The sequence below is a fragment of the Streptomyces sp. Y20 genome (assembly GCF_043195475.1).
GTDB lineage: Bacteria > Actinomycetota > Actinomycetes > Streptomycetales > Streptomycetaceae > Streptomyces.
Genome location: NZ_JBIDDP010000009.1, coordinates 180639 through 199018, shown reverse-complemented (window position 1 = coordinate 199018; position 18380 = coordinate 180639). Strand labels below are relative to the sequence as shown.

Here is an 18380-nt window from a genome sequence, read left to right as displayed (position 1 = left end):
TCAGGACTCCTGGGTGAGGGAGACGAGAACGTCGTCCCCTTCGATCTTTACGGGGTATACGGGGACGGGGCGCGTCGCGGGGAGGCCGGACGGCTTGCCGGTGCGCAGGTCGAAGGCGGAGCCGTGCAGCCAGCACTCGATCTGGCAGTCCTCCACCTCCCCTTCGGAGAGGGAGACGTTCGCATGGGAGCAGATGTCGTGGATGGCGAACACCTCGCCCCCGGTACGGACGACCGAGACCGGCGTGCTGTCTATCTCCACGCGCTTGGGGGTGTCCTCGGCCAGCTCGCCCAGCCCACAGACGCGTACGAAGTCCGGCATCAGACCGACGCCCCCAGCTCCTCGTCGATCTTCACGAGAAGCCGCTCCTCGATGTCGTCGACGCCGATCTGCTGGACCAGCTCGGCGAAGAAGCCGCGGACCACCAGGCGGCGGGCCTCGTCGGCCGGGATGCCGCGGGCCATCAGGTAGAAGAGCTGTTCGTCGTCGAAGCGGCCGGTGGCGCTCGCGTGACCGGCGCCGACGATCTCGCCGGTCTCGATCTCCAGGTTCGGCACCGAGTCGACCCGCGCGCCGTCCGTGAGGACCAGGTTGCGGTTCATCTCGTAGGTGTCCGTGCCCTCGGCGCCGGCCTCGATCAGCACGTCGCCGATCCACACCGCGTGGGCGTCCTCGCCCTGAAGCGCACCCTTGTAGGCCACGTTCGACTTGCAGTGCGGGGTGTTGTGATCGACCAGGAGGCGGTGCTCCTGGTGCTGGCCGGCGTCCGTGAAGTACAGGCCGAAGAGCTCGGCCTCGCCACCCGTGCCGGCGTAGGCCACGCGGGGGTGCAGACGGACGAGGTCGCCGCCGAAGGTGACCACGAACGACTTGAAGGTGGCGTCCCGGCCGATCAGCGCGTTGTGCTGGCCCACGTGCACGGCCTTGTCGTCCCAGTCCTGGACGGAGACGACGGTCAGCTTGGCGCCGTCACCCAGGACGTAGTCGACGTTGGCGGCGAGCACCGCGTCACCGGTGTGGTCGATGACGACGACGGCCTCGGCGAAGGCGCCCAGCTCGATCACCTGGTGGGCGTAGGCGGTCCCCCCCTCGCCGTGCACGGCGATACGGATCGGCTCGGTGAGGACCGTCTCCTTGGGGACGGTCACGACACCGGCCTTCTCGAACGCCGAGTACGCCTGGGCGGCGACGCGGTCCACCGGGGTGCCGGCCTTGCCGATCCGGGCGTCGTCACGGCCGACGGTCTCGACGACGACTCCCTCCGGAGCGTCGACGCCGACCTTCAGACCGTCGCCGGTGGCGACCGCGGTGCCGTCGTGCAGCCCGCGCAGCCGCTCCAGCGGCGTGAACCGCCACTCCTCCTCGCGGCCGTGGGGGACCGGGAAGTCCGCCACGTCGAAGGACGGGGGCGCGCTCATGCGCGTGGCGACGGTCGACTCGGCGGCCACCGCGATCTGGCCGGCGGTGGTGGACCCCACCGGGATATTCGTAGCCTCAGCCATGGCTGTCGGTCTGCTCTCTTCCTACGTCAAGAAATCTGGCGACTGCTTCGGGGGCGGGTCTTAACCGACCGCGCCTTCCATCTGAAGCTCGATCAGCCGGTTCAGCTCCAGCGCGTACTCCATGGGCAGCTCCTTCGCGATGGGCTCGACGAAGCCGCGCACGATCATCGCCATCGCCTCGAACTCGCTCAGACCGCGGCTCATGAGGTAGAAGAGCTGGTCGTCGGAGACCTTGGAGACGGTGGCCTCGTGGCCCATGGACACGTCGTCCTCGCGGACGTCCACGTACGGGTACGTGTCGGAGCGCGAGATGGTGTCGACGAGCAGCGCGTCGCACAGCACGTTGGACTTCGAGCCGTGCGCGCCCTCGGCGATCTCCACCAGGCCACGGTAGGAGGTACGGCCGCCACCGCGGGCGACGGACTTGGACACGATGTTGGAGGACGTGTTCGGCGCCATGTGGACCATCTTGGAGCCGGCGTCCTGGTGCTGGCCCTCGCCCGCGAAGGCGATGGAGAGGGTCTCTCCCTTGGCGTGCTCGCCCATCAGGTAGACGGCCGGGTACTTCATCGTCACCTTGGAGCCGATGTTGCCGTCGACCCACTCCATGGTCGCGCCCTCGTAGGCCACGGCACGCTTGGTGACCAGGTTGTAGACGTTGTTCGACCAGTTCTGGATGGTCGTGTAACGGCAGCGGGCGTTCTTCTTGACGATGATCTCGACGACCGCGCTGTGCAGCGAGTCCGACTTGTAGATCGGCGCCGTGCAGCCCTCGACGTAGTGCACGTAGGCGCCCTCGTCGACGATGATCAGGGTCCGCTCGAACTGGCCCATGTTCTCCGTGTTGATGCGGAAGTAGGCCTGGAGCGGGATCTCGACGTGCACGCCCTTCGGCACGTAGATGAAGGAGCCGCCGGACCACACCGCGCTGTTCAGCGACGCGAACTTGTTGTCGCCGACCGGGATGACCGTGCCGAAGTACTCCTTGAAGAGCTCGGGGTGCTCCTTCAGGGCGGTGTCGGTGTCGAGGAAGATGACGCCCTGCTCCTCCAGGTCCTCGCGGATCTGGTGGTAGACGACCTCCGACTCGTACTGGGCGGCGACACCGGCGACGAGGCGCTGCTTCTCGGCCTCCGGGATGCCCAGCTTGTCGTAGGTGTTCTTGATGTCCTCGGGCAGGTCCTCCCAGGACGCCGCCTGCTTCTCCGTGGAGCGCACGAAGTACTTGATGTTGTCGAAGTCGATGCCCGAGAGGTCCGAGCCCCAGTTGGGCATGGGCTTCTTCTCGAAGAGCTTCAGGCCCTTCAGCCGCAGCTTCGTCATCCACTCCGGCTCGGACTTCTTGCCCGAGATGTCACGGACGACGTCCTCGTTCAGGCCACGCCTGGCGGAGGCACCGGCCACGTCGGAGTCGGCCCAGCCGTATTCGTACTTGCCCAGGCCCTCGAGTTCGGGGTGAGCAGTCTCCGTGGGGAGAGTCATGCGGGGTTCCTCCCGGCCGTGCTTGCAGGTGCGTCAGTGGAAATCTCGGGGATGAACGTCGTGCAGACGCCGTCGCCGTGGGCGATGGTCGCCAGTCGCTGGACATGGGTACCCAGAAGCTCCGCGAAGACCTCGGTCTCCGCCTCGCACAGCTGGGGGAACTGTTCCGCGACGTGGGCGACCGGGCAGTGGTGCTGGCAGAGCTGCTCGCCGACCGGTGCGCTGCGCGCCGTAGCAGCGTACCCGTCGGCGCTCAGGGCCCGGGCGAGCGCTTCGGCGCGCTTGTCGGGGCCGGCGGCCTCGATCGCCTCGCGGTACGCGCTCGCCTGCGCGGTGATCCGGGCGCGGGCGAAGGCGGCGACCGCCTCGGCGCCGCCGCCCTGCTCGGCGATCCAGCGGAGCGCGTCCGCGGCGAGCTTGTCGTAGGACTGGTCGAAGGCGTCCCGGCCGCAGTCGGTGAGCGCGAAGACCTTGGCGGGGCGCCCGCGCGTGCGCGTGCCGTAGACCCGCTGTTCGCGCGCCTCCACGACCTCGTCGGCCGCCAGCGCGTCCAGGTGACGCCGTACGGCCGCCTGGGTGAGTCCCAGCCTGCCGGCGAGTTCCGCGACGGTCGACGGCCCGTGGTCCAGGATGGACCGCGCGACCCGGTTGCGCGTCGAGCGCTCACCGGTCGCTAGCTCCTCCTGAGGGGTCCCCACCGGGGTCTCCCGAGCCTCGCCGACGTTTTTCACAACGCCATTGTTGCGTAATTCCGCGGAGACTGACAAGCGGCGTCCGATCACCGGGCGGTGCCCTGCGTCACTTAGGTAAACCTAACGTGACCTGCGGAAACGATCTGCGATCGATCGTTTCGGGGGCCGCGCCGCCGATCAAAGCGGTGGCGCCGGACCGCTCCGTCGGGAAGACTCCCCCACCATGCCCACACCCCCTCCCACCGGCCCTCTTGTCACTCGGGACGGCGTCGCCGCGGGCCTGCGGCTGCTCGGTGTCGAGACCGGCGAGATCCTCCTCGCGCACTCCTCCCTCAGCTCTCTCGGCTGGGTCAACGGAGGGGCCGTCGCGGTCGTCCAGGGCCTCCTCGACGCGCTCGGCCCGTCCGGCACCCTCGTCGTGCCCGCCCAGTCCGCCCAGCTGTCCGACCCGGCGTCGTGGCGCAGGCCCCCGGTGCCCGAGGAGTGGTGGGACCGGATCCGGGCCACCATGCCCCCGTACGACCCCCGGATCACGCCCACGCTCGGGGTCGGCGTGATCCCCGAGACGGTGCGGACCTGGCCGGGTGCCCTGCGCAGCGCCCACCCGCAGACCTCCTTCGCTGCGGTCGGCCGGCACGCGCGGGACATCACCGACGGCCATGCCCCCGACTGCCGGCTGGGCGAGCGCAGCCCCCTGGCCCGGCTGGAGGAACTGGGCGCCCGGGTGCTGCTGCTCGGCGCGGGCTACGGCTCCTGCACCGCCTTCCACCTCGCCGAGTACCGGACACCGGCACCACGCGTTCGGGTCGGCCGGCCCGCTCCCGGCGGCGGCTGGGAGACCGTGACCGAGGTGTCGATCGACTCCGCCCGGTTCGAGGAGCTGGGGCACGACTTCGAACGGGACCGGCCCGTGGTGCGCGGCACGGTGGGGGCGGCGGACGTACGGCTGTTCCCCGTGGCGGACGCCGTGGCCTACGCCGAGCGGTGGCTGCCGCTGCACCGCCCCCGGGAGGAGGACTTCCCGTACCCGGCCGCCTGACGGGCCGGTGCTCTCCCTAGACTCTGGACTCATGCGAAGTGAGCCCGTGGTCCAGGTCCAGGCCCTGGTGAAGCGGTACGGCACGAAGACCGCGGTGAACGGCCTCGACCTGGTGGCCCAGCCGGGCGTGACCGCCGTACTCGGCCCCAACGGGGCGGGGAAGACGACGACCGTCGAGACCTGCGAGGGGTACCGGAAGCCGGACGGCGGCACGGTGCGCGTCCTCGGACTCGACCCGGTACGGCAGTCCGCGCGGCTGCGGCCACGCATCGGCGTGATGCTCCAGTCCGGCGGGGTCTACTCCGGCGCCCGCGCCGAGGAGATGCTGCGGCACATCGCGCGGCTGCACGCGCATCCGCTGGACGTGGACGCCCTGATCGAACGCCTCGGCCTCGGCTCCTGCGGCCGGACCGGCTACCGCCGGCTGTCCGGCGGCCAGCAGCAGCGGCTCGCGCTCGCCATGGCCGTCGTGGGCCGCCCGGAACTGGTGTTCCTGGACGAGCCGACCGCCGGGCTCGACCCGCAGGCCCGCCACGCCACCTGGGATCTGGTACGGGACCTGCGCGCCGACGGCGTCTCGGTGATCCTCACCACGCACCACATGGACGAGGCCGAACAGCTCGCCGACGACGTGGCGATCATCGACGGCGGCCGGGTCATCGCCCAGGGCTCCCCCGAGGAGCTGTGCCGGGGCGGCGCCGAGAACACCCTGCGCTTCACCGGCCGCCCCGGCCTCGACGTCGGCTCCCTGCTCAAGGCCCTTCCGGCCGACTGCACGGCCGCCGAGCTGACCCCCGGCAGCTACCGCGTCACCGGCAAGGTCGACCCGCAACTGCTGGCCACGGTGGCCTCGTGGTGCGCCCAGCACGGGGTGATGCCGGACCGGATCTCGGTGGAGCGGCACACGCTGGAGGACGTCTTCCTGGAGCTGACCGGCAAGGAGCTGCGCGCGTGACCACCACGGGTACCTACACCCCCGCCCCCGGAGCCGCCCCGCTCCCCCGCATGATCGCGGCGCAGGCGGCACTGGAGACCAGGATGCTGCTGCGCAACGGCGAGCAGCTGCTGCTGACGGTCGTCATCCCGGCCCTGCTTCTGGTGCTCTTCAGCACGGTCGACATCGTGGACACCGGCGCGGGCGAGGCCGTGGCCTTCCTCGCTCCCGGCATCCTCGCGCTCGCCGTGATGTCGACGGCGTTCACCGGCCAGGCCATCGCGACGGGCTTCGAGCGCCGCTACGGCGTCCTGAAGCGGCTCGCCTCCTCCCCGCTGCCGCGCTGGGGCCTGATGACCGCGAAGACGCTGTCGGTGCTGGTCACGGAGGCCCTCCAGGTGATCCTGCTGACGGCGATCGCCCTCGCCCTCGGCTGGTCCCCGCACGGCAACCCCTTCGCGGTGTTCCTGCTGCTGCTCCTGGGCACGGCCGCGTTCTCGGGTCTCGGCCTGCTGATGGCCGGCACGCTGAAGGCGGAAGCCACGCTGGCCGCCGCCAACCTGGTCTTCCTGCTGCTGCTCGTGGGCGGCGGGGTGATCGTCCCGCTGGAGAAGTTCGGCTCGGCGGGACAGCAGGTGCTCGGCCTGCTGCCGATCTCCGCCCTGTCCGACGGGCTGCGGGACGTGCTCCAGCACGGCGCCGGCATGCCCTGGGGCGACCTCGGTGTCCTCGCCGTGTGGGCGGTGGCGGGGCTCGCAGCGGCCGGGAGATTCTTCCGCTGGGAGTGACCCTCGTGAACGCGTGCACAAGCGGCGGCCTACGATGGTGGACGTGCCAAAGCTGAACCGCGCCGACGCCCGGGCCGCCCTGCGCAACCCGCTCGCCCTCATCGCCGACCACTGGACCCCGGATCCCCGGACCGTCCGGCGGGCGGCGCTCGCCGCGCTCGTGATGTCGGTGGTCATCGTCGTGACCGGCGGCGCCGTCCGCCTGACCGGCTCCGGGCTGGGCTGCCCGACCTGGCCCACCTGCACCGACGACTCGCTGACCACCACCCGGGCCATGGGCTTCCACGGGGTCGTGGAGTTCGGCAACCGCATGCTGACGTACGTGCTGTGCGCGGCCGTCGGCTGGGCCATCGTCGCGGCCCGCGCCCAGAAGCCGTGGCGGCGCACGCTGACCCGGCTGGGCTGGGCGCAGTTCTGGGTGGTCATGGGCAACGCGGTCCTCGGCGGCGTCGTGGTGCTGGTGGGCCTCAACCCGTACACGGTCGCCGCGCACTTCCTGCTCTCCGCGGCGCTGATCGCCGTCGCCACCCTGATGTGGCAGCGCGCCCGGGAGGGCGACGGGGCCCCGCGTCCGCTGGTCGGCGCGGCGGTGCGGCAGCTGGTGTGGGTCCTGGTGGCCGCGTCGGCGCTGCTCATCGCGGTGGGCACGGTGGTGACCGGGGCCGGCCCGCACGCCGGTGACTCCAGCGAGGTCGAACGCATCCCGATCGACTGGGAGACCGTCGCCAAGCTGCACGCGGTGCTGGCCTGGATCGTGGTCACGCTGACCTTCGCGCTGTGGTTCGTGCTCAAGGCGGTGGACGCCCCGAAGGAGCCTGCCGCGCGGACGCGGGAGCTGTTCGCCGTCCTGCTGTGCCAGGGGGCCCTCGGGTACGTCCAGTACTTCACCCACCTCCCCGAGGCCCTGGTGGCCGCGCACATGGCGGGCTCCGCCGTGATGTGGATCTGGGTCCTGCGCGTCCTGCTGTCGCTGCGGGAACGGCCCGCGCTCGTGGCGGACCTGCCGGGTCCCGCCGCCGGGGTGACCGTCGGCTCCCGCGTCTGACCTGCCCGTACACCGCGAGGTGCGGGCGTCTCACCCGTACGCGGCCACGAGGGCGTCGATCGCCGGGCCCAGGAAGGTTCGGGTCAGTTCAGCGCGGCGGGCCCGCCGGGCGGCGTCCGGCGGGCCCGGGGTGCCGTAGCGCCGCCGGGCGATGTCCTCGACGACCTCGGCGGGCGCGCCCAGCCCGGGCAGTTCGCCGAGCGCCTCCTTCTTGGAGATCAGCCGCCCCTCGCGCAGGGTGACGCCGGCCCGGGCGTACGTCAGCAGGCCCAGGTCGACCCAGACGTCCTGCCGCCACCGCCGGGCCCGGTCCACCGCCGGCCGCCAGAAGTCGCGCTGGTCGCGCACGACGAAGTCGGTGAGCTGCCGGTCCGGCACCGCGGGCAGCAGCGCGTCCGGTGCCTGCCCGTACAGCACCCGGCCGAAGGTGTGCAGCTCGCGCCGGGTGACGGGGGTGACGGGACGGCGCAGCAGTCCGTCGTGCGCCCAGGTGAGGTGCGACCGCCCGGGGTCGTCCAGGGTGGCCGGGGTCAGGTAGCTGCAATGCAGCTTCACGGCGAGCGGTGTGCCGCGCAGCTCGCGGTGCAGGCGCGCCACCTGCCGGATCCGCCCGATGCCCGACGGCCCGGGGAGTACGGCGATGAGGTCCAGGTCACTGCGCCCCTCCTGGTAGTCCCCGCCGGCCAGGGAGCCGTGGGCCCACAGCGCGAGGGGGCGCAGGGGCGCGAGGTCGCGCAGGAAGCGGTCGAGCAGGGCGTCGGTCCGCACCGTCCCAGTCTCCGCGCCGGTCGTACGGCCGTACAACCTCATTCCAGGCCGTACACCCGGCGCGCGTTGTCCGCGGCGATCAGCCGGGCCACCCGCTGGGCGTCCGACCGGACCCACGCGCCCTCGGCGACCCAGGTACCCAGGACGCGGGAGAGCGCCTCGCGGAAGAGATGGGCGCCGACGACGTGGAGTTCGGGCAGGCCGTGGGCGCCGGTGGAGAAGAGGATCTTGCCGAAGGGGGCCAGTTCCAGGGTCTCGGCGAGGACGGTGGCCGCCCGGGCGCCGGTGCGCACCAGGGCGGCGCCGGAGTCGGCGTACACGTGCGGGAAGACGCCGGCCAGGTGGGCGGTGTGCCGGTGGTACGGGTAGCCGTGCAGCAGGACGAGGTCGGTGCCGAGGCCGGCCGTGGCCCGTACGAAGTCGGTGAGCAGCACCGGGTCGGTGCGGTCGACGCGGGAGCCGGGCTCGCCGAGGCCCGCGTGCAGCTGGAGGGGCAGGCCCGAGGCGACCGCGTTCCACAGCAGGTGCCGCAGCAGCACGGGGTCCGTGAGCGCGTCGCCGACCCGCCGGCCGGCCAGCCAGCGGCCCGCCGCGCCGCGCACCTCCCCCGGCCCCGGCGGTTCCGGCGCGAGGGCCAGGCCGTGTCGCAGACCCGCGACGGAGGTGAAGGCGACGGCGGTCGCCGCGGCTCCGTGCACGGACTCGGCGAGGTTGGCGAGGAAGGACTCGACGGTCCCGGAGGTGTCGGCGACCTGCTCGGCGAGCGGCTCCAGGCGGACGATCTCCCGGGCGTCGGCGTTCCCCGCGGCCGCCATCTCGGCGGGGCCGGTGAGGTCCCCGGGCAGGCCCGTGTCGACCAGGTAGGTGGTGATGCCGGACCCCCGCAGCAGCCTGCGGCCCGCCTCCAGGGCGCCCAGTTCCCGGCGCCGGGCCAGATAGCGGGCGGGCGCGCAGTGCGGTTCGAGGCCCAGCAGGGGCGGGCACCAGCGGCGTACGGCGAAACCGGTCTGCGTGTCGAAGAGGGTGGTGCCCGGTGCCGGGGCTCCCTCGGTGCGGGACAGCTGCGCCTCGAAGGTGCCGAGACCCAGCTCCGTCCGCAGTACGCCGTGGCAGTACTGGTCCACGAGGGACGGCGTTTCGATCATTCCGGCTCCCCCGTGAGGACGCGCGCTGTACTGCCTTGCCCGTCCTAACGGGAGACCGGGGCCCGAGGTCGCGGCCGGACGCGGCACCGCGCCGTGCCGCGCCGCGCGTGTGAGGTGTGAGCGGCGCCGCGCATTCGGGCGCGGGCGGGGGCGCCCCCGCGCGGGGGCGCCAGGGGGACGCGGCGCCACAGGCCGCGCCACGCGCGGGTCCCTCCACGCATGCGAGCCGCGGACGGGCGCCGCTCCGCGGACCCCCGCGCGACGGCACGACCGCGGCTCAGCCGTCGCGGAGGCCACGGACCGAACCGGGCGCCGCAGGCCGGCTGGCGCCCGTGCGGGCAGCCCCGCGCATGCGGGCCGCGGGCGGGGCGCTCCGCACATGCCGGCCGCGGACGGACCGCTCCCGCGCGTGCCGGCCGCGGGCGAGGTGCTCCGCGCATGCCGGCCGCAGGCGGCTCGCTCGCGGCGCGTACGCGCCGCGACCGGCTCGCCTCGCGCGTGTCGGTCGTCGGCGGCACGGCTCGCGGCCCCCGGGCCGCGCGGTTCAGGCGTTGCTGGGGCCGCCCACCTGGATGCCGGCCATCCGCTTCCACTCGTAGGGGCCCGTGCGTACCTTCGCCGCGAACTCGCCGTCGAAGGACTCGTGGACCGTGATCCCGGACGCGCGCACCGCCTGCTCGGCGACGGCGAACGTGGGGGCCACCAGATCCCCCCAGCCGCCGTCCTCGCCGACGAGGACGATGCGGGCACCGCGCTGGCCGAGGTAGGCCACCTGGCCCTCGGCGCCGCCGTGGGCCTTGGAGAAGGCGCTGATCCGCCGGGCGAGCTTCGCCACCGTGCGCTCGGTCCTGGCGTCGGCCTTCGGGTCAACCTGCTGCGTGTCTGCCATGGCCAGGATGCTACCGACGGGTAGGCCGAACGGCGACGGGAGGGGTGGGGGGGGGGGGGGCCCCCCCCCCCCCCACCCCTCCCGTCGTCCGTACAGGGGCTCAGCGCAGGAACGGGTCCACCGCGACCGCCACGAACAGCAGGGACACGTAGGTGATCGACCAGTGGAAGAGCCGCATCTCCTTCAGCTTGGCGCCCGAGACCTCGGCCTTCGCCCGGTTCTGGAGCGCGTGCGCCTCCCACAGCCACCAGCCGCCCGAGGCCAGCGCGACCGCCGTGTAGAACCAGCCGGTGTAGCCGAGCGGGGTGAGCAGCAGGGAGACGGCGACCATGACCCAGCTGTAGAGGACGATCTGCCGGGCGACGACCTTGTTGGAGGCGATGACCGGCAGCATGGGCACCCCCACGCGCGCGTAGTCGTCCTTGACCTTCATGGACAGCGGCCAGTAGTGCGGCGGAGTCCAGAAGAAGATCACCAGGAAGAGGATCAGCGGGGCCCAGGAGAGCGAGTCGGTCACGGCCGACCAGCCGATCAGCACCGGCATGCAGCCCGCGATGCCGCCCCAGACGATGTTCTGGGACGTACGCCGCTTGAGGAGCATCGTGTAGACGACGACGTAGAAGAGGAGCGCGCCGAGGGACAGCCAGGCCGACAGCCAGTTGACGGTCAGGCCGAACAGCAGGGTGGAGACGACCGCGAGGGTGATACCGAAGGCCAGGCACTCGCGCGGGCTCACCATGCCGGTCACCAGCGGGCGCTGGGAGGTGCGGTCCATCAGGGCGTCGATGTCCCGGTCGATGTACATGTTCAGCGCGTTGGCCCCGCCCGCGGAGAGGTAGCCGCCGACGCAGGTCAGCAGCACCAGCTTCAGGTCGGGCACGCCCTGCTGGGCCAGGAACATCACCGGCACGGTGGTGATGAGCAGCAGCTCGATGATCCGTGGCTTCGTCAGCGCCACGAACGCCTTGACACGGGCCCCGAACGGCCGGTGAACCGGGCCCTGGCTCGCACCGAGCACACCCGCTGGACGGGATTCGACGGCCGTCACGCACACCCCTGACAGAGACATCCCAGCGAGCCTCCCCATGGGAAGTGGGGGTGAGGGCTCGCGCGTACCACGCCACTTTAGACGTTGCCCATACCCCGGCCTTCGCGGGGGTGGGGTCGTGTTGACGGGGCCGTCGGCGGGACACGCCGGACGTGCGTACAGAGGCTCGATTGAGCAGTCAGATGAGCGGCTCCGTATTCATGTGCCACCTGCCTTCCCGGCCGGTCGGGAGGCGGATCGCATCGACTCCCGGCAGTCTGTAAACACTCGAAAAATCGCACGTCCCCACGGGGGTAGGCTCGACAACGGCCGGTGCGCGACAAGCACGCCGGCGGCCGGGTGGGCGCATGCCCCGACGACCGGCGACCGACATGTGGAGAGGAGCCCTGACCCAGGGTGAGCACCAAGCCGACCACCACAGACCTCGAGTGGACCGAGCTGGACCAGCGGGCCGTCGACACCGCCCGCGTCCTGGCCGCAGACGCCGTACAGAAGGTCGGCAACGGCCATCCCGGTACGGCGATGAGCCTGGCCCCGGCCGCGTACACGCTCTTCCAGAAGGTGATGCGGCACGACCCGGCCGACCCGGAGTGGGTCGGCCGCGACCGCTTCGTGCTGTCCGCCGGCCACTCGTCCCTGACCCTCTACACCCAGCTCTACCTGGCCGGCTTCGGCCTGGAGCTGGACGACCTGAAGTCCTTCCGGACCTGGGGCTCCAAGACCCCCGGTCACCCGGAGTACGGGCACACCAGGGGCGTGGAGACCACCACGGGCCCGCTGGGCCAGGGTGTCGCCAACGCGGTCGGCATGGCGATGGCCGCCCGGTACGAGCGCGGCCTGTTCGACCCGCAGGCGCCCGCCGGCGAGTCCCCCTTCGACCACTTCGTCTACTGCATCGCCGGTGACGGCTGCCTCCAGGAGGGCATCTCCGCCGAGGCGTCCTCGATGGCCGGGCACCAGAAGCTCGGCAACCTGGTCCTGCTGTGGGACGACAACCACATCTCGATCGAGGGCGACACCGAGACGGCCGTGTCCGAGGACACGGTGAAGCGGTACGAGGCCTACGGCTGGCACGTCCAGCGGGTCGAGGCGCAGGAGAACGGCGACCTGGACCCGAAGGCGATCTTCGCCGCGATCCAGGAGGCCAAGCGGGTCACCGACCGGCCGTCCTTCATCGCGATGCGCTCGATCATCGCCTGGCCGGCTCCGAACGCCCAGAACACCGAGGCCGCGCACGGCTCGGCCCTCGGTGAGGCGGAGGTCGCGGCCACCAAGCGCGTCCTCGGTTTCGACCCGGAGCGGACGTTCGAGGTCGCCGACGAGGTCCTCACCCACACCCGCGAGGCGCTCGACCGGGGCCGGCAGGCCAAGGCCGAGTGGGAGAAGTCGTTCCAGGAGTGGCGCAACGCCAACGCCGAGCGCGCCGCCGAGTTCGACCGGATCGCCAAGGGCGAGCTGCCCACCGGCTGGGAGGAGAAGCTCCCGGTCTTCGAGCCCGGCAAGGCCGTCGCGACGCGTGCCGCGTCCGGCAAGGTGCTCCAGTCGCTCGGCGCGGTGATCCCCGAGCTGTGGGGCGGCTCGGCCGACCTCGCCGGCTCGAACAACACCACGATCGACAAGGACAGCTCGTTCCTGCCCGAGGGCAACCCGCTGCCCGAGGCCGATCCGTACGGCCGCACGATCCACTTCGGCATCCGCGAGCACTCCATGGGCGCGGAGCTGAACGGCATCACGCTGCACGGCAACACCCGCGTCTACGGCGGCACCTTCCTGGTGTTCTCCGACTACATGCGCAACGCGGTCCGGCTGTCGGCGCTCATGCACCTGCCGGTGACGTTCGTGTGGACGCACGACTCCATCGGTCTCGGTGAGGACGGTCCGACCCACCAGCCGGTCGAGCACCTGGCCTCGCTGCGCGCGATCCCGGGCCTGAACGTCGTCCGCCCGGCGGACGCCAACGAGACCGCGATCGCCTGGCGCGAGATCCTCCGGCGCTGGACCAAGGAGTTCGGCAAGGGCCAGCCGCACGCCCTCGCGCTGACCCGGCAGGGTGTGCCGACCTACGAGCCGAACGAGGAGGCCGCCCGCGGCGGCTACGTCCTGTTCGAGGCCGACGGCGGCGAGGCGCAGGTCATCCTGATCGCCACCGGTTCCGAGGTGCACGTGGCGGTGGAGGCGCGCGAGCAGCTCCAGGCCGACGGCGTTCCCACCCGGGTCGTGTCGATGCCGTCGGTGGAGTGGTTCGAGCAGCAGGACGAGGGGTACCGGGAGTCCGTGCTGCCGCCGTCCGTGAAGGCCCGAGTCGCCGTGGAGGCGGGCGTCGGACTGACCTGGCACAAGTACGTCGGGGACGCCGGCCGCATCGTCTCCCTGGAGCACTTCGGTGCTTCCGCCGACGCCAAGGTGCTCTTCCGCGAGTTCGGTTTCACGGCCGAGAACGTGGCCGCCAAGGCGCGGGAATCCCTCGCCGCCGCCCAGCGCTGACGCTCACACACGACACGTAGGAGATGTAATTCCATGACAGACGCACTCAAGCGCCTCTCCGAAGAAGGCGTCGCGATCTGGCTGGACGACCTGTCGCGCAAGCGGATCACGTCCGGCAACCTCGCCGAGCTGATCGACCAGCAGCACGTCGTCGGCGTCACCACCAATCCGACGATCTTCCAGAAGGCGATCTCGCAGGGCGACGGCTACGACCAGCAGCTGTCGGACCTCGCCGCCCGCAAGGTCACGGTCGAAGAGGCCATCCGCATGATCACCACGGCGGACGTCCGTGACGCCGCCGACATCCTGCGTCCGGTCTTCGACGCCACCGGCGGCCAGGACGGCCGGGTCTCCATCGAGGTCGACCCCCGGCTGGCCCACGACGAGCACGCGACCGTCGCCGAGGCCAAGCAGCTGGCCTGGCTGGTCGACCGCCCGAACACCCTCATCAAGATTCCGGCCACCCTGGCGGGCGTCCCGGCGATCAGCGAGGTCATCGGCCGCGGCATCAGCGTCAACGTCACGCTGATCTTCTCGCTGGAGCGCTACCGCGCGGTCATGGACGCCTACCTCTCCGGCCTGGAGAAGGCCAAGGAGCGCGGCCTGGACCTGTCGGAGATCCACTCCGTGGCGTCCTTCTTCGTGTCCCGCGTGGACACCGAGATCGACAAGCGCCTGGACGAGATCGGCACCGACGAGGCCAAGGGTCTGCGCGGCAAGGCGGCCCTCGCCAACGCGCGCCTCGCCTACCAGGCGTACGAGGAGGTCTTCTCCTCCGACCGCTGGAGCGCGCTGGAGAAGGCGGGCGCCAACAAGCAGCGTCCGCTGTGGGCGTCGACCGGCGTGAAGGACCCGGCGTACCCGGACACCCTGTACGTCACCGAGCTGGTCGCGCCGAACACGGTCAACACCATGCCGGAGGCCACGCTGGAGGCCACCGAGGACCACGGCGAGATCAACGGCAACACCGTCGCCGGCACCTACGAGCAGGCGCGCGCGGACCTCGACGCGCTGGAGAAGCTCGGCATCGCCTACGACGACGTCGTGCGCGTCCTGGAGGAGGAGGGCGTCGAGAAGTTCGAGGGGTCCTGGACCGACCTCTTGAAGTCGACCCAGGCGGAGCTCGAGCGCCTTGCCCCTTCGGAGGGCTGAGTTGTCACCCGTTTCCGGCTCCGGAGCGAACCCGCTTCGTGACCCGGCCGACCGGCGGCTCCCGCGTATCGCGGGGCCGTCGGGCCTGGTCATCTTCGGCGTCACCGGCGACCTGTCCCGCAAGAAGCTGATGCCCGCGGTGTACGACCTCGCCAACCGGGGTCTGCTGCCGCCGGGCTTCTCGCTGGTGGGCTTCGCCCGCCGCGACTGGGAGCACGAGGACTTCGCCCAGGTCGTGCACGACGCGGTCAAGGAGCACTCGCGCACCCCGTTCCGCGAGGAGGTCTGGCAGCAGCTCATCCAGGGGATGCGCTTCGTCCAGGGCACCTTCGACGACGACGAGGCCTTCGAGCGGCTGCGCGCCACCATCGAGGAGCTGGACAAGGCACAGGGCACAGGCGGCAACTTCGCCTTCTACCTGTCGGTGCCGCCCCGTTCCTTCCCGGTGGTCATCCAGCAGCTGAAGAAGCACGGCCTGGCCGACCAGTCGGGCGGTTCCTGGCGGCGCGCGGTCATCGAGAAGCCCTTCGGGCACGACCTGAAGTCGGCCGAGGAGCTGAACAAGGTCGTCCACGAGGTGTTCGAGCCGGACCAGGTGTTCCGGATCGACCACTACCTCGGCAAGGAGACCGTCCAGAACATCCTGGCGCTGCGGTTCGCCAACACGATGTTCGAGCCGATCTGGAACCGGTCCTTCGTGGACCACGTGCAGATCACCATGGCCGAGGACATCGGCATCGGCGGCCGGGCCGGCTACTACGACGGCATCGGCGCCGCCCGCGACGTCATCCAGAACCACCTCCTCCAGCTGCTCGCGCTGACCGCCATGGAGGAGCCCTCCTCCTTCGGCGCGGACGCGCTGGCCGCGGAGAAGACCAAGGTGCTCGGTGCCGTACGGCTGCCGAAGGACCTGGGCCGCAGCACCGTGCGCGGGCAGTACGCGGCCGGCTGGCAGGGCGGCCAGAAGGTCATCGGCTACCTCGAAGAGGACGGCATCGACGCCAAGTCGAAGACCGACACCTACGCGGCGGTCAAGCTGGGCATCGACAACCGCCGCTGGGCGGGCGTCCCCTTCTACCTGCGCACCGGCAAGCGTCTCGGCCGTCGCGTCACGGAGATCGCGGTCGTCTTCCAGCGGGCCCCGCACTCCCCCTTCGACCACACGGCGACGGAGGAGCTGGGCTCGAACGCGATCGTCATCCGCGTCCAGCCCGACGAGGGCATCACGGTCCGGTTCGGCTCGAAGGTGCCGGGCACCTCGATGGAGATCCGGGACGTGTCCATGGACTTCGCCTACGGCGAGTCGTTCACGGAGTCCAGCCCGGAGGCGTACGAGCGGCTGATCCTGGACGTGCTGCTCGGCGACGCCAACCTCTTCCCGCGCACGGAGGAGGTCGAGCTGTCCTGGAAGATCCTCGACCCGATCGAGGAGTACTGGGATCAGCACGGCAGGCCCGCGCAGTACAGGTCGGGGACCTGGGGCCCCACCGAGGCGGACGAGATGCTCGCACGAGACGGACGGAGCTGGCGCCGGCCATGAAGATAGACCTGACCGACACCACCGCCGGAGAGATCAACAAGGCGCTCGTCAAGGGCCGCCGCGCCATCGGCACCCCCGCCGTCGGCATGGTCCTCACCCTCGTCATCGTCACCGACGAGGAGAACGCCTACGACGCGCTGAAGGCCGCCAACGACGCCTCGCGCGAGCACCCCTCGCGCACGCTGGTGGTCATCAAGCGGGTGTCCCGCGGCCCCCGCGACCGCACGTCCTCACGTCTGGACGCCGAGGTACGGGTGGGCGTGGAGGCGGGCACCGGCGAGACGGTCGTCCTGCGGCTGTACGGCGAGGTCGCCGACCACGCCGACTCCGTCGTCCTGCCACTGCTGCTGCCGGACGCCCCGGTGGTCGTGTGGTGGCCGGTGACCGCCCCGCTGGACCCGGCGAAGGACCCGCTGGGCGCGCTGGCCCAGCGCCGGGTCACCGACACCTATGCCGCCGAGCACCCGGTACGGGAGCTGTCGGCCCGCGCCGACGCCTACGAGCCCGGCGACACCGACCTGTCCTGGACCCGGATCACGCCGTGGCGCTCCATGCTGGCGGCCGCCCTTGACCAGGTCACCTGCCGGGTGACGGCCGTCGAGGTGGAGGGCGAGGAGTTCAACCCGAGCTGCGAGCTGCTGGCCATGTGGCTCGCGGACCGGCTGGACGTGCCCGTGCGGCGGTCGTTGTCGTCCGGTCCCGGCCTGACGGCGGTCCGCATGGACACCAGTCAGGGGCCGATCGTGCTGGACCGGGCCGACGGCTCGCTGGCCACGCTGACCATCGAGGGCCAGCCGGCCCGCGCGGTGGCGCTGAAGCGGCGGGACACCGCCGAGCTGATCGCGGAGGAGCTGCGCCGGCTGGACCCGGACGACACCTACGCGTCGGCCCTGCGCTACGGCGTGGAACGGCTGGCGACGGTTGCGGAGCGGCAGCCGGCGGCCGACGCGCCCGTGGCCGAGCCGGAGCCGGTCGAGGAGGCGGCGAAGGCGCCCGCCAAGAAGGCGGCGGCCAAGACCGCGAAGAAGGCACCGGCGAGGAAGGCGGCGGCGAAGTGAACACACCGCAGCTGGTCGTCCACCGCGACAAGGAGCTGATGGCGCAGGCCGCCGCGGCCCGTCTGATCACGAAGATCGTGGACGCGCAGGCCTCCCGGGGCACCGCGTCCGTGGTCCTCACGGGCGGCCGCAACGGCAACGGCCTGCTGGCCGCGCTGGCGGCGGCGCCCGCCCGGGACGCCGTCGACTGGGGCCGCCTCGACCTGTGGTGGGGCGACGAGCGGTTCCTGCCCGAGGGCGATCCCGAGCGCAACGTCACGCAGGCCCGCGAGGCCCTGCTGGACTCGGTGCCGCTGGCCCCGGAGCGCGTGCACGCCATGCCCGCCTCCGACGGCCCGTACGGTTCGGACGCCGAGGCGGCGGCCGAGGCGTACGCGGCGGAGCTGGCGAAGGCGGCCGGCCCCGAGGACCACGGCTCGGTGCCGTCCTTCGACGTCCTCGTGCTGGGCGTCGGCCCGGACACCCATGTGGCCTCGCTCTTCCCGGAGCTGCCGGCCGTACGGGAGACCGAGCGCACGGTGGTCGGCGTGCACGGCGCGCCCAAGCCCCCGCCGACCCGGATCTCCCTGACGCTCCCGGCGATCCGCTCGGCCCGCGAGGTGTGGCTCCTCGCGGCCGGCGAGGACAAGGCGGAGGCCGTGGCGATCGCACTGTCGGGCGCGGGCGAGGTGCAGGCGCCGGCGGCCGGCGCGCACGGCCGGTCCCGCACGCTGTGGCTGCTGGACACCGCCGCGGCCTCGCAGTTGCCGCGGTCGCTGTATCCACCGGCTTCGCCGTGACGATGTGACGATGTGACGCTCCACCGGGGCGGCGG

At 71.8% G+C, this 18380-nt stretch carries 17 protein-coding genes; 9 read left to right on the top strand and 8 right to left on the bottom strand.

Annotated elements, in window-relative coordinates; all coding sequences use genetic code 11:
- Genes ACGFT1_RS23545 through ACGFT1_RS23530 form a run of 4 tightly spaced genes read right to left on the bottom strand, consistent with a single transcriptional unit; the run spans nt 1 to nt 3715 of the window.
- Nucleotides 1–321, bottom strand: a complete 321-nt coding sequence (locus ACGFT1_RS23545; RefSeq protein WP_373910920.1) for a non-heme iron oxygenase ferredoxin subunit — start codon at nt 319–321, stop codon at nt 1–3.
- Entirely contained in the window at nt 321–1502 is a 1182-nt protein-coding gene (gene sufD / locus ACGFT1_RS23540; protein WP_373910919.1) for a Fe-S cluster assembly protein SufD, read from the bottom strand. The genes ACGFT1_RS23545 and sufD overlap by 1 nt, the downstream gene beginning before the upstream one ends.
- Nucleotides 1503–1562: 60 nt before the next feature.
- A complete protein-coding gene (gene sufB, locus ACGFT1_RS23535; RefSeq protein ID WP_373910918.1) occupies nt 1563–2984 on the bottom strand; it encodes a Fe-S cluster assembly protein SufB in 1422 nt (473 codons plus the stop codon).
- Nucleotides 2981–3715 (bottom strand): helix-turn-helix transcriptional regulator, encoded by a 735-nt coding sequence (locus ACGFT1_RS23530; protein WP_373910917.1) that lies wholly within the window; start codon nt 3713–3715, stop codon nt 2981–2983. Before ACGFT1_RS23530 ends, sufB begins: the two co-directional genes overlap by 4 nt.
- Before the next feature lie 184 nt (nt 3716–3899).
- On the opposite strand from ACGFT1_RS23530, the gene ACGFT1_RS23525 reads away from it, so the two are divergent.
- The 4 genes from ACGFT1_RS23525 to ACGFT1_RS23510 are packed head-to-tail and all read left to right on the top strand — an operon-like array spanning nt 3900 to nt 7482.
- Nucleotides 3900–4715 carry an aminoglycoside N(3)-acetyltransferase gene (locus tag ACGFT1_RS23525; protein WP_373910916.1) on the top strand — a complete coding sequence of 272 codons (816 nt, stop codon included), beginning with the start codon at nt 3900–3902 and terminating at the stop codon, nt 4713–4715.
- Between the two features lie 31 nt (nt 4716–4746).
- Nucleotides 4747–5670: an ABC transporter ATP-binding protein gene (locus ACGFT1_RS23520; protein ID WP_373910915.1), complete on the top strand. Its 924-nt coding sequence runs from the start codon at nt 4747–4749 to the stop codon at nt 5668–5670.
- Nucleotides 5667–6437, top strand: a complete 771-nt coding sequence (locus tag ACGFT1_RS23515) for an ABC transporter permease (protein ID WP_373910914.1) — start codon at nt 5667–5669, stop codon at nt 6435–6437. The genes ACGFT1_RS23520 and ACGFT1_RS23515 overlap by 4 nt, the downstream gene beginning before the upstream one ends.
- A 34-nt stretch (nt 6438–6471) precedes the next feature.
- Entirely contained in the window at nt 6472–7482 is a 1011-nt protein-coding gene (locus ACGFT1_RS23510; protein WP_373910913.1) for a heme A synthase, read from the top strand.
- 30 nt (nt 7483–7512) lie between these two features.
- On the opposite strand, the gene ACGFT1_RS23505 is transcribed toward ACGFT1_RS23510, so the two are convergent.
- From ACGFT1_RS23505 to ACGFT1_RS23490, 4 genes are all read right to left on the bottom strand, one after another.
- The gene (locus ACGFT1_RS23505) at nt 7513–8292 is read right to left on the bottom strand and encodes a nucleotidyltransferase domain-containing protein (protein ID WP_373910912.1); all 780 of its coding nucleotides are present in this window, start codon (nt 8290–8292) and stop codon (nt 7513–7515) included.
- On the bottom strand, nt 8289–9395 hold the full coding sequence (locus ACGFT1_RS23500; protein WP_373910911.1) for an amidohydrolase family protein: 1107 nt from the start codon (nt 9393–9395) through the stop codon (nt 8289–8291). The genes ACGFT1_RS23505 and ACGFT1_RS23500 overlap by 4 nt, the downstream gene beginning before the upstream one ends.
- 544 nt (nt 9396–9939) lie before the next feature.
- Nucleotides 9940–10284: a hypothetical protein gene (locus tag ACGFT1_RS23495; RefSeq protein WP_373910910.1), complete on the bottom strand. Its 345-nt coding sequence runs from the start codon at nt 10282–10284 to the stop codon at nt 9940–9942.
- 100 nt (nt 10285–10384) lie between these two features.
- Nucleotides 10385–11338, bottom strand: a complete 954-nt coding sequence (locus ACGFT1_RS23490; protein WP_373911054.1) for a heme o synthase — start codon at nt 11336–11338, stop codon at nt 10385–10387.
- A 390-nt stretch (nt 11339–11728) separates the two neighbouring features.
- Here ACGFT1_RS23490 and tkt point away from each other — a divergent pair, with 390 nt between their 5' ends.
- From tkt to pgl, 5 genes are read left to right on the top strand one after another with little or no spacing between them, the layout of a single operon-like run.
- Nucleotides 11729–13816, top strand: a complete 2088-nt coding sequence (tkt, locus tag ACGFT1_RS23485) for a transketolase (RefSeq protein WP_373910909.1) — start codon at nt 11729–11731, stop codon at nt 13814–13816.
- 33 nt (nt 13817–13849) lie between these two features.
- Nucleotides 13850–14968: a transaldolase gene (gene tal / locus ACGFT1_RS23480; RefSeq protein ID WP_373910908.1), complete on the top strand. Its 1119-nt coding sequence runs from the start codon at nt 13850–13852 to the stop codon at nt 14966–14968.
- A 1-nt stretch (nt 14969) separates the two neighbouring features.
- Complete coding sequence (gene zwf, locus ACGFT1_RS23475; RefSeq protein WP_373910907.1) at nt 14970–16508, top strand: glucose-6-phosphate dehydrogenase; 1539 nt, start codon at nt 14970–14972, stop codon at nt 16506–16508.
- On the top strand, nt 16505–17566 hold the full coding sequence (gene opcA, locus ACGFT1_RS23470; RefSeq protein ID WP_373910906.1) for a glucose-6-phosphate dehydrogenase assembly protein OpcA: 1062 nt from the start codon (nt 16505–16507) through the stop codon (nt 17564–17566). The genes zwf and opcA overlap by 4 nt, the downstream gene beginning before the upstream one ends.
- Nucleotides 17563–18345, top strand: a complete 783-nt coding sequence (gene pgl / locus ACGFT1_RS23465; RefSeq protein WP_373910905.1) for a 6-phosphogluconolactonase — start codon at nt 17563–17565, stop codon at nt 18343–18345. Before opcA ends, pgl begins: the two co-directional genes overlap by 4 nt.
- Nucleotides 18346–18380 lie beyond the last annotated feature (35 nt).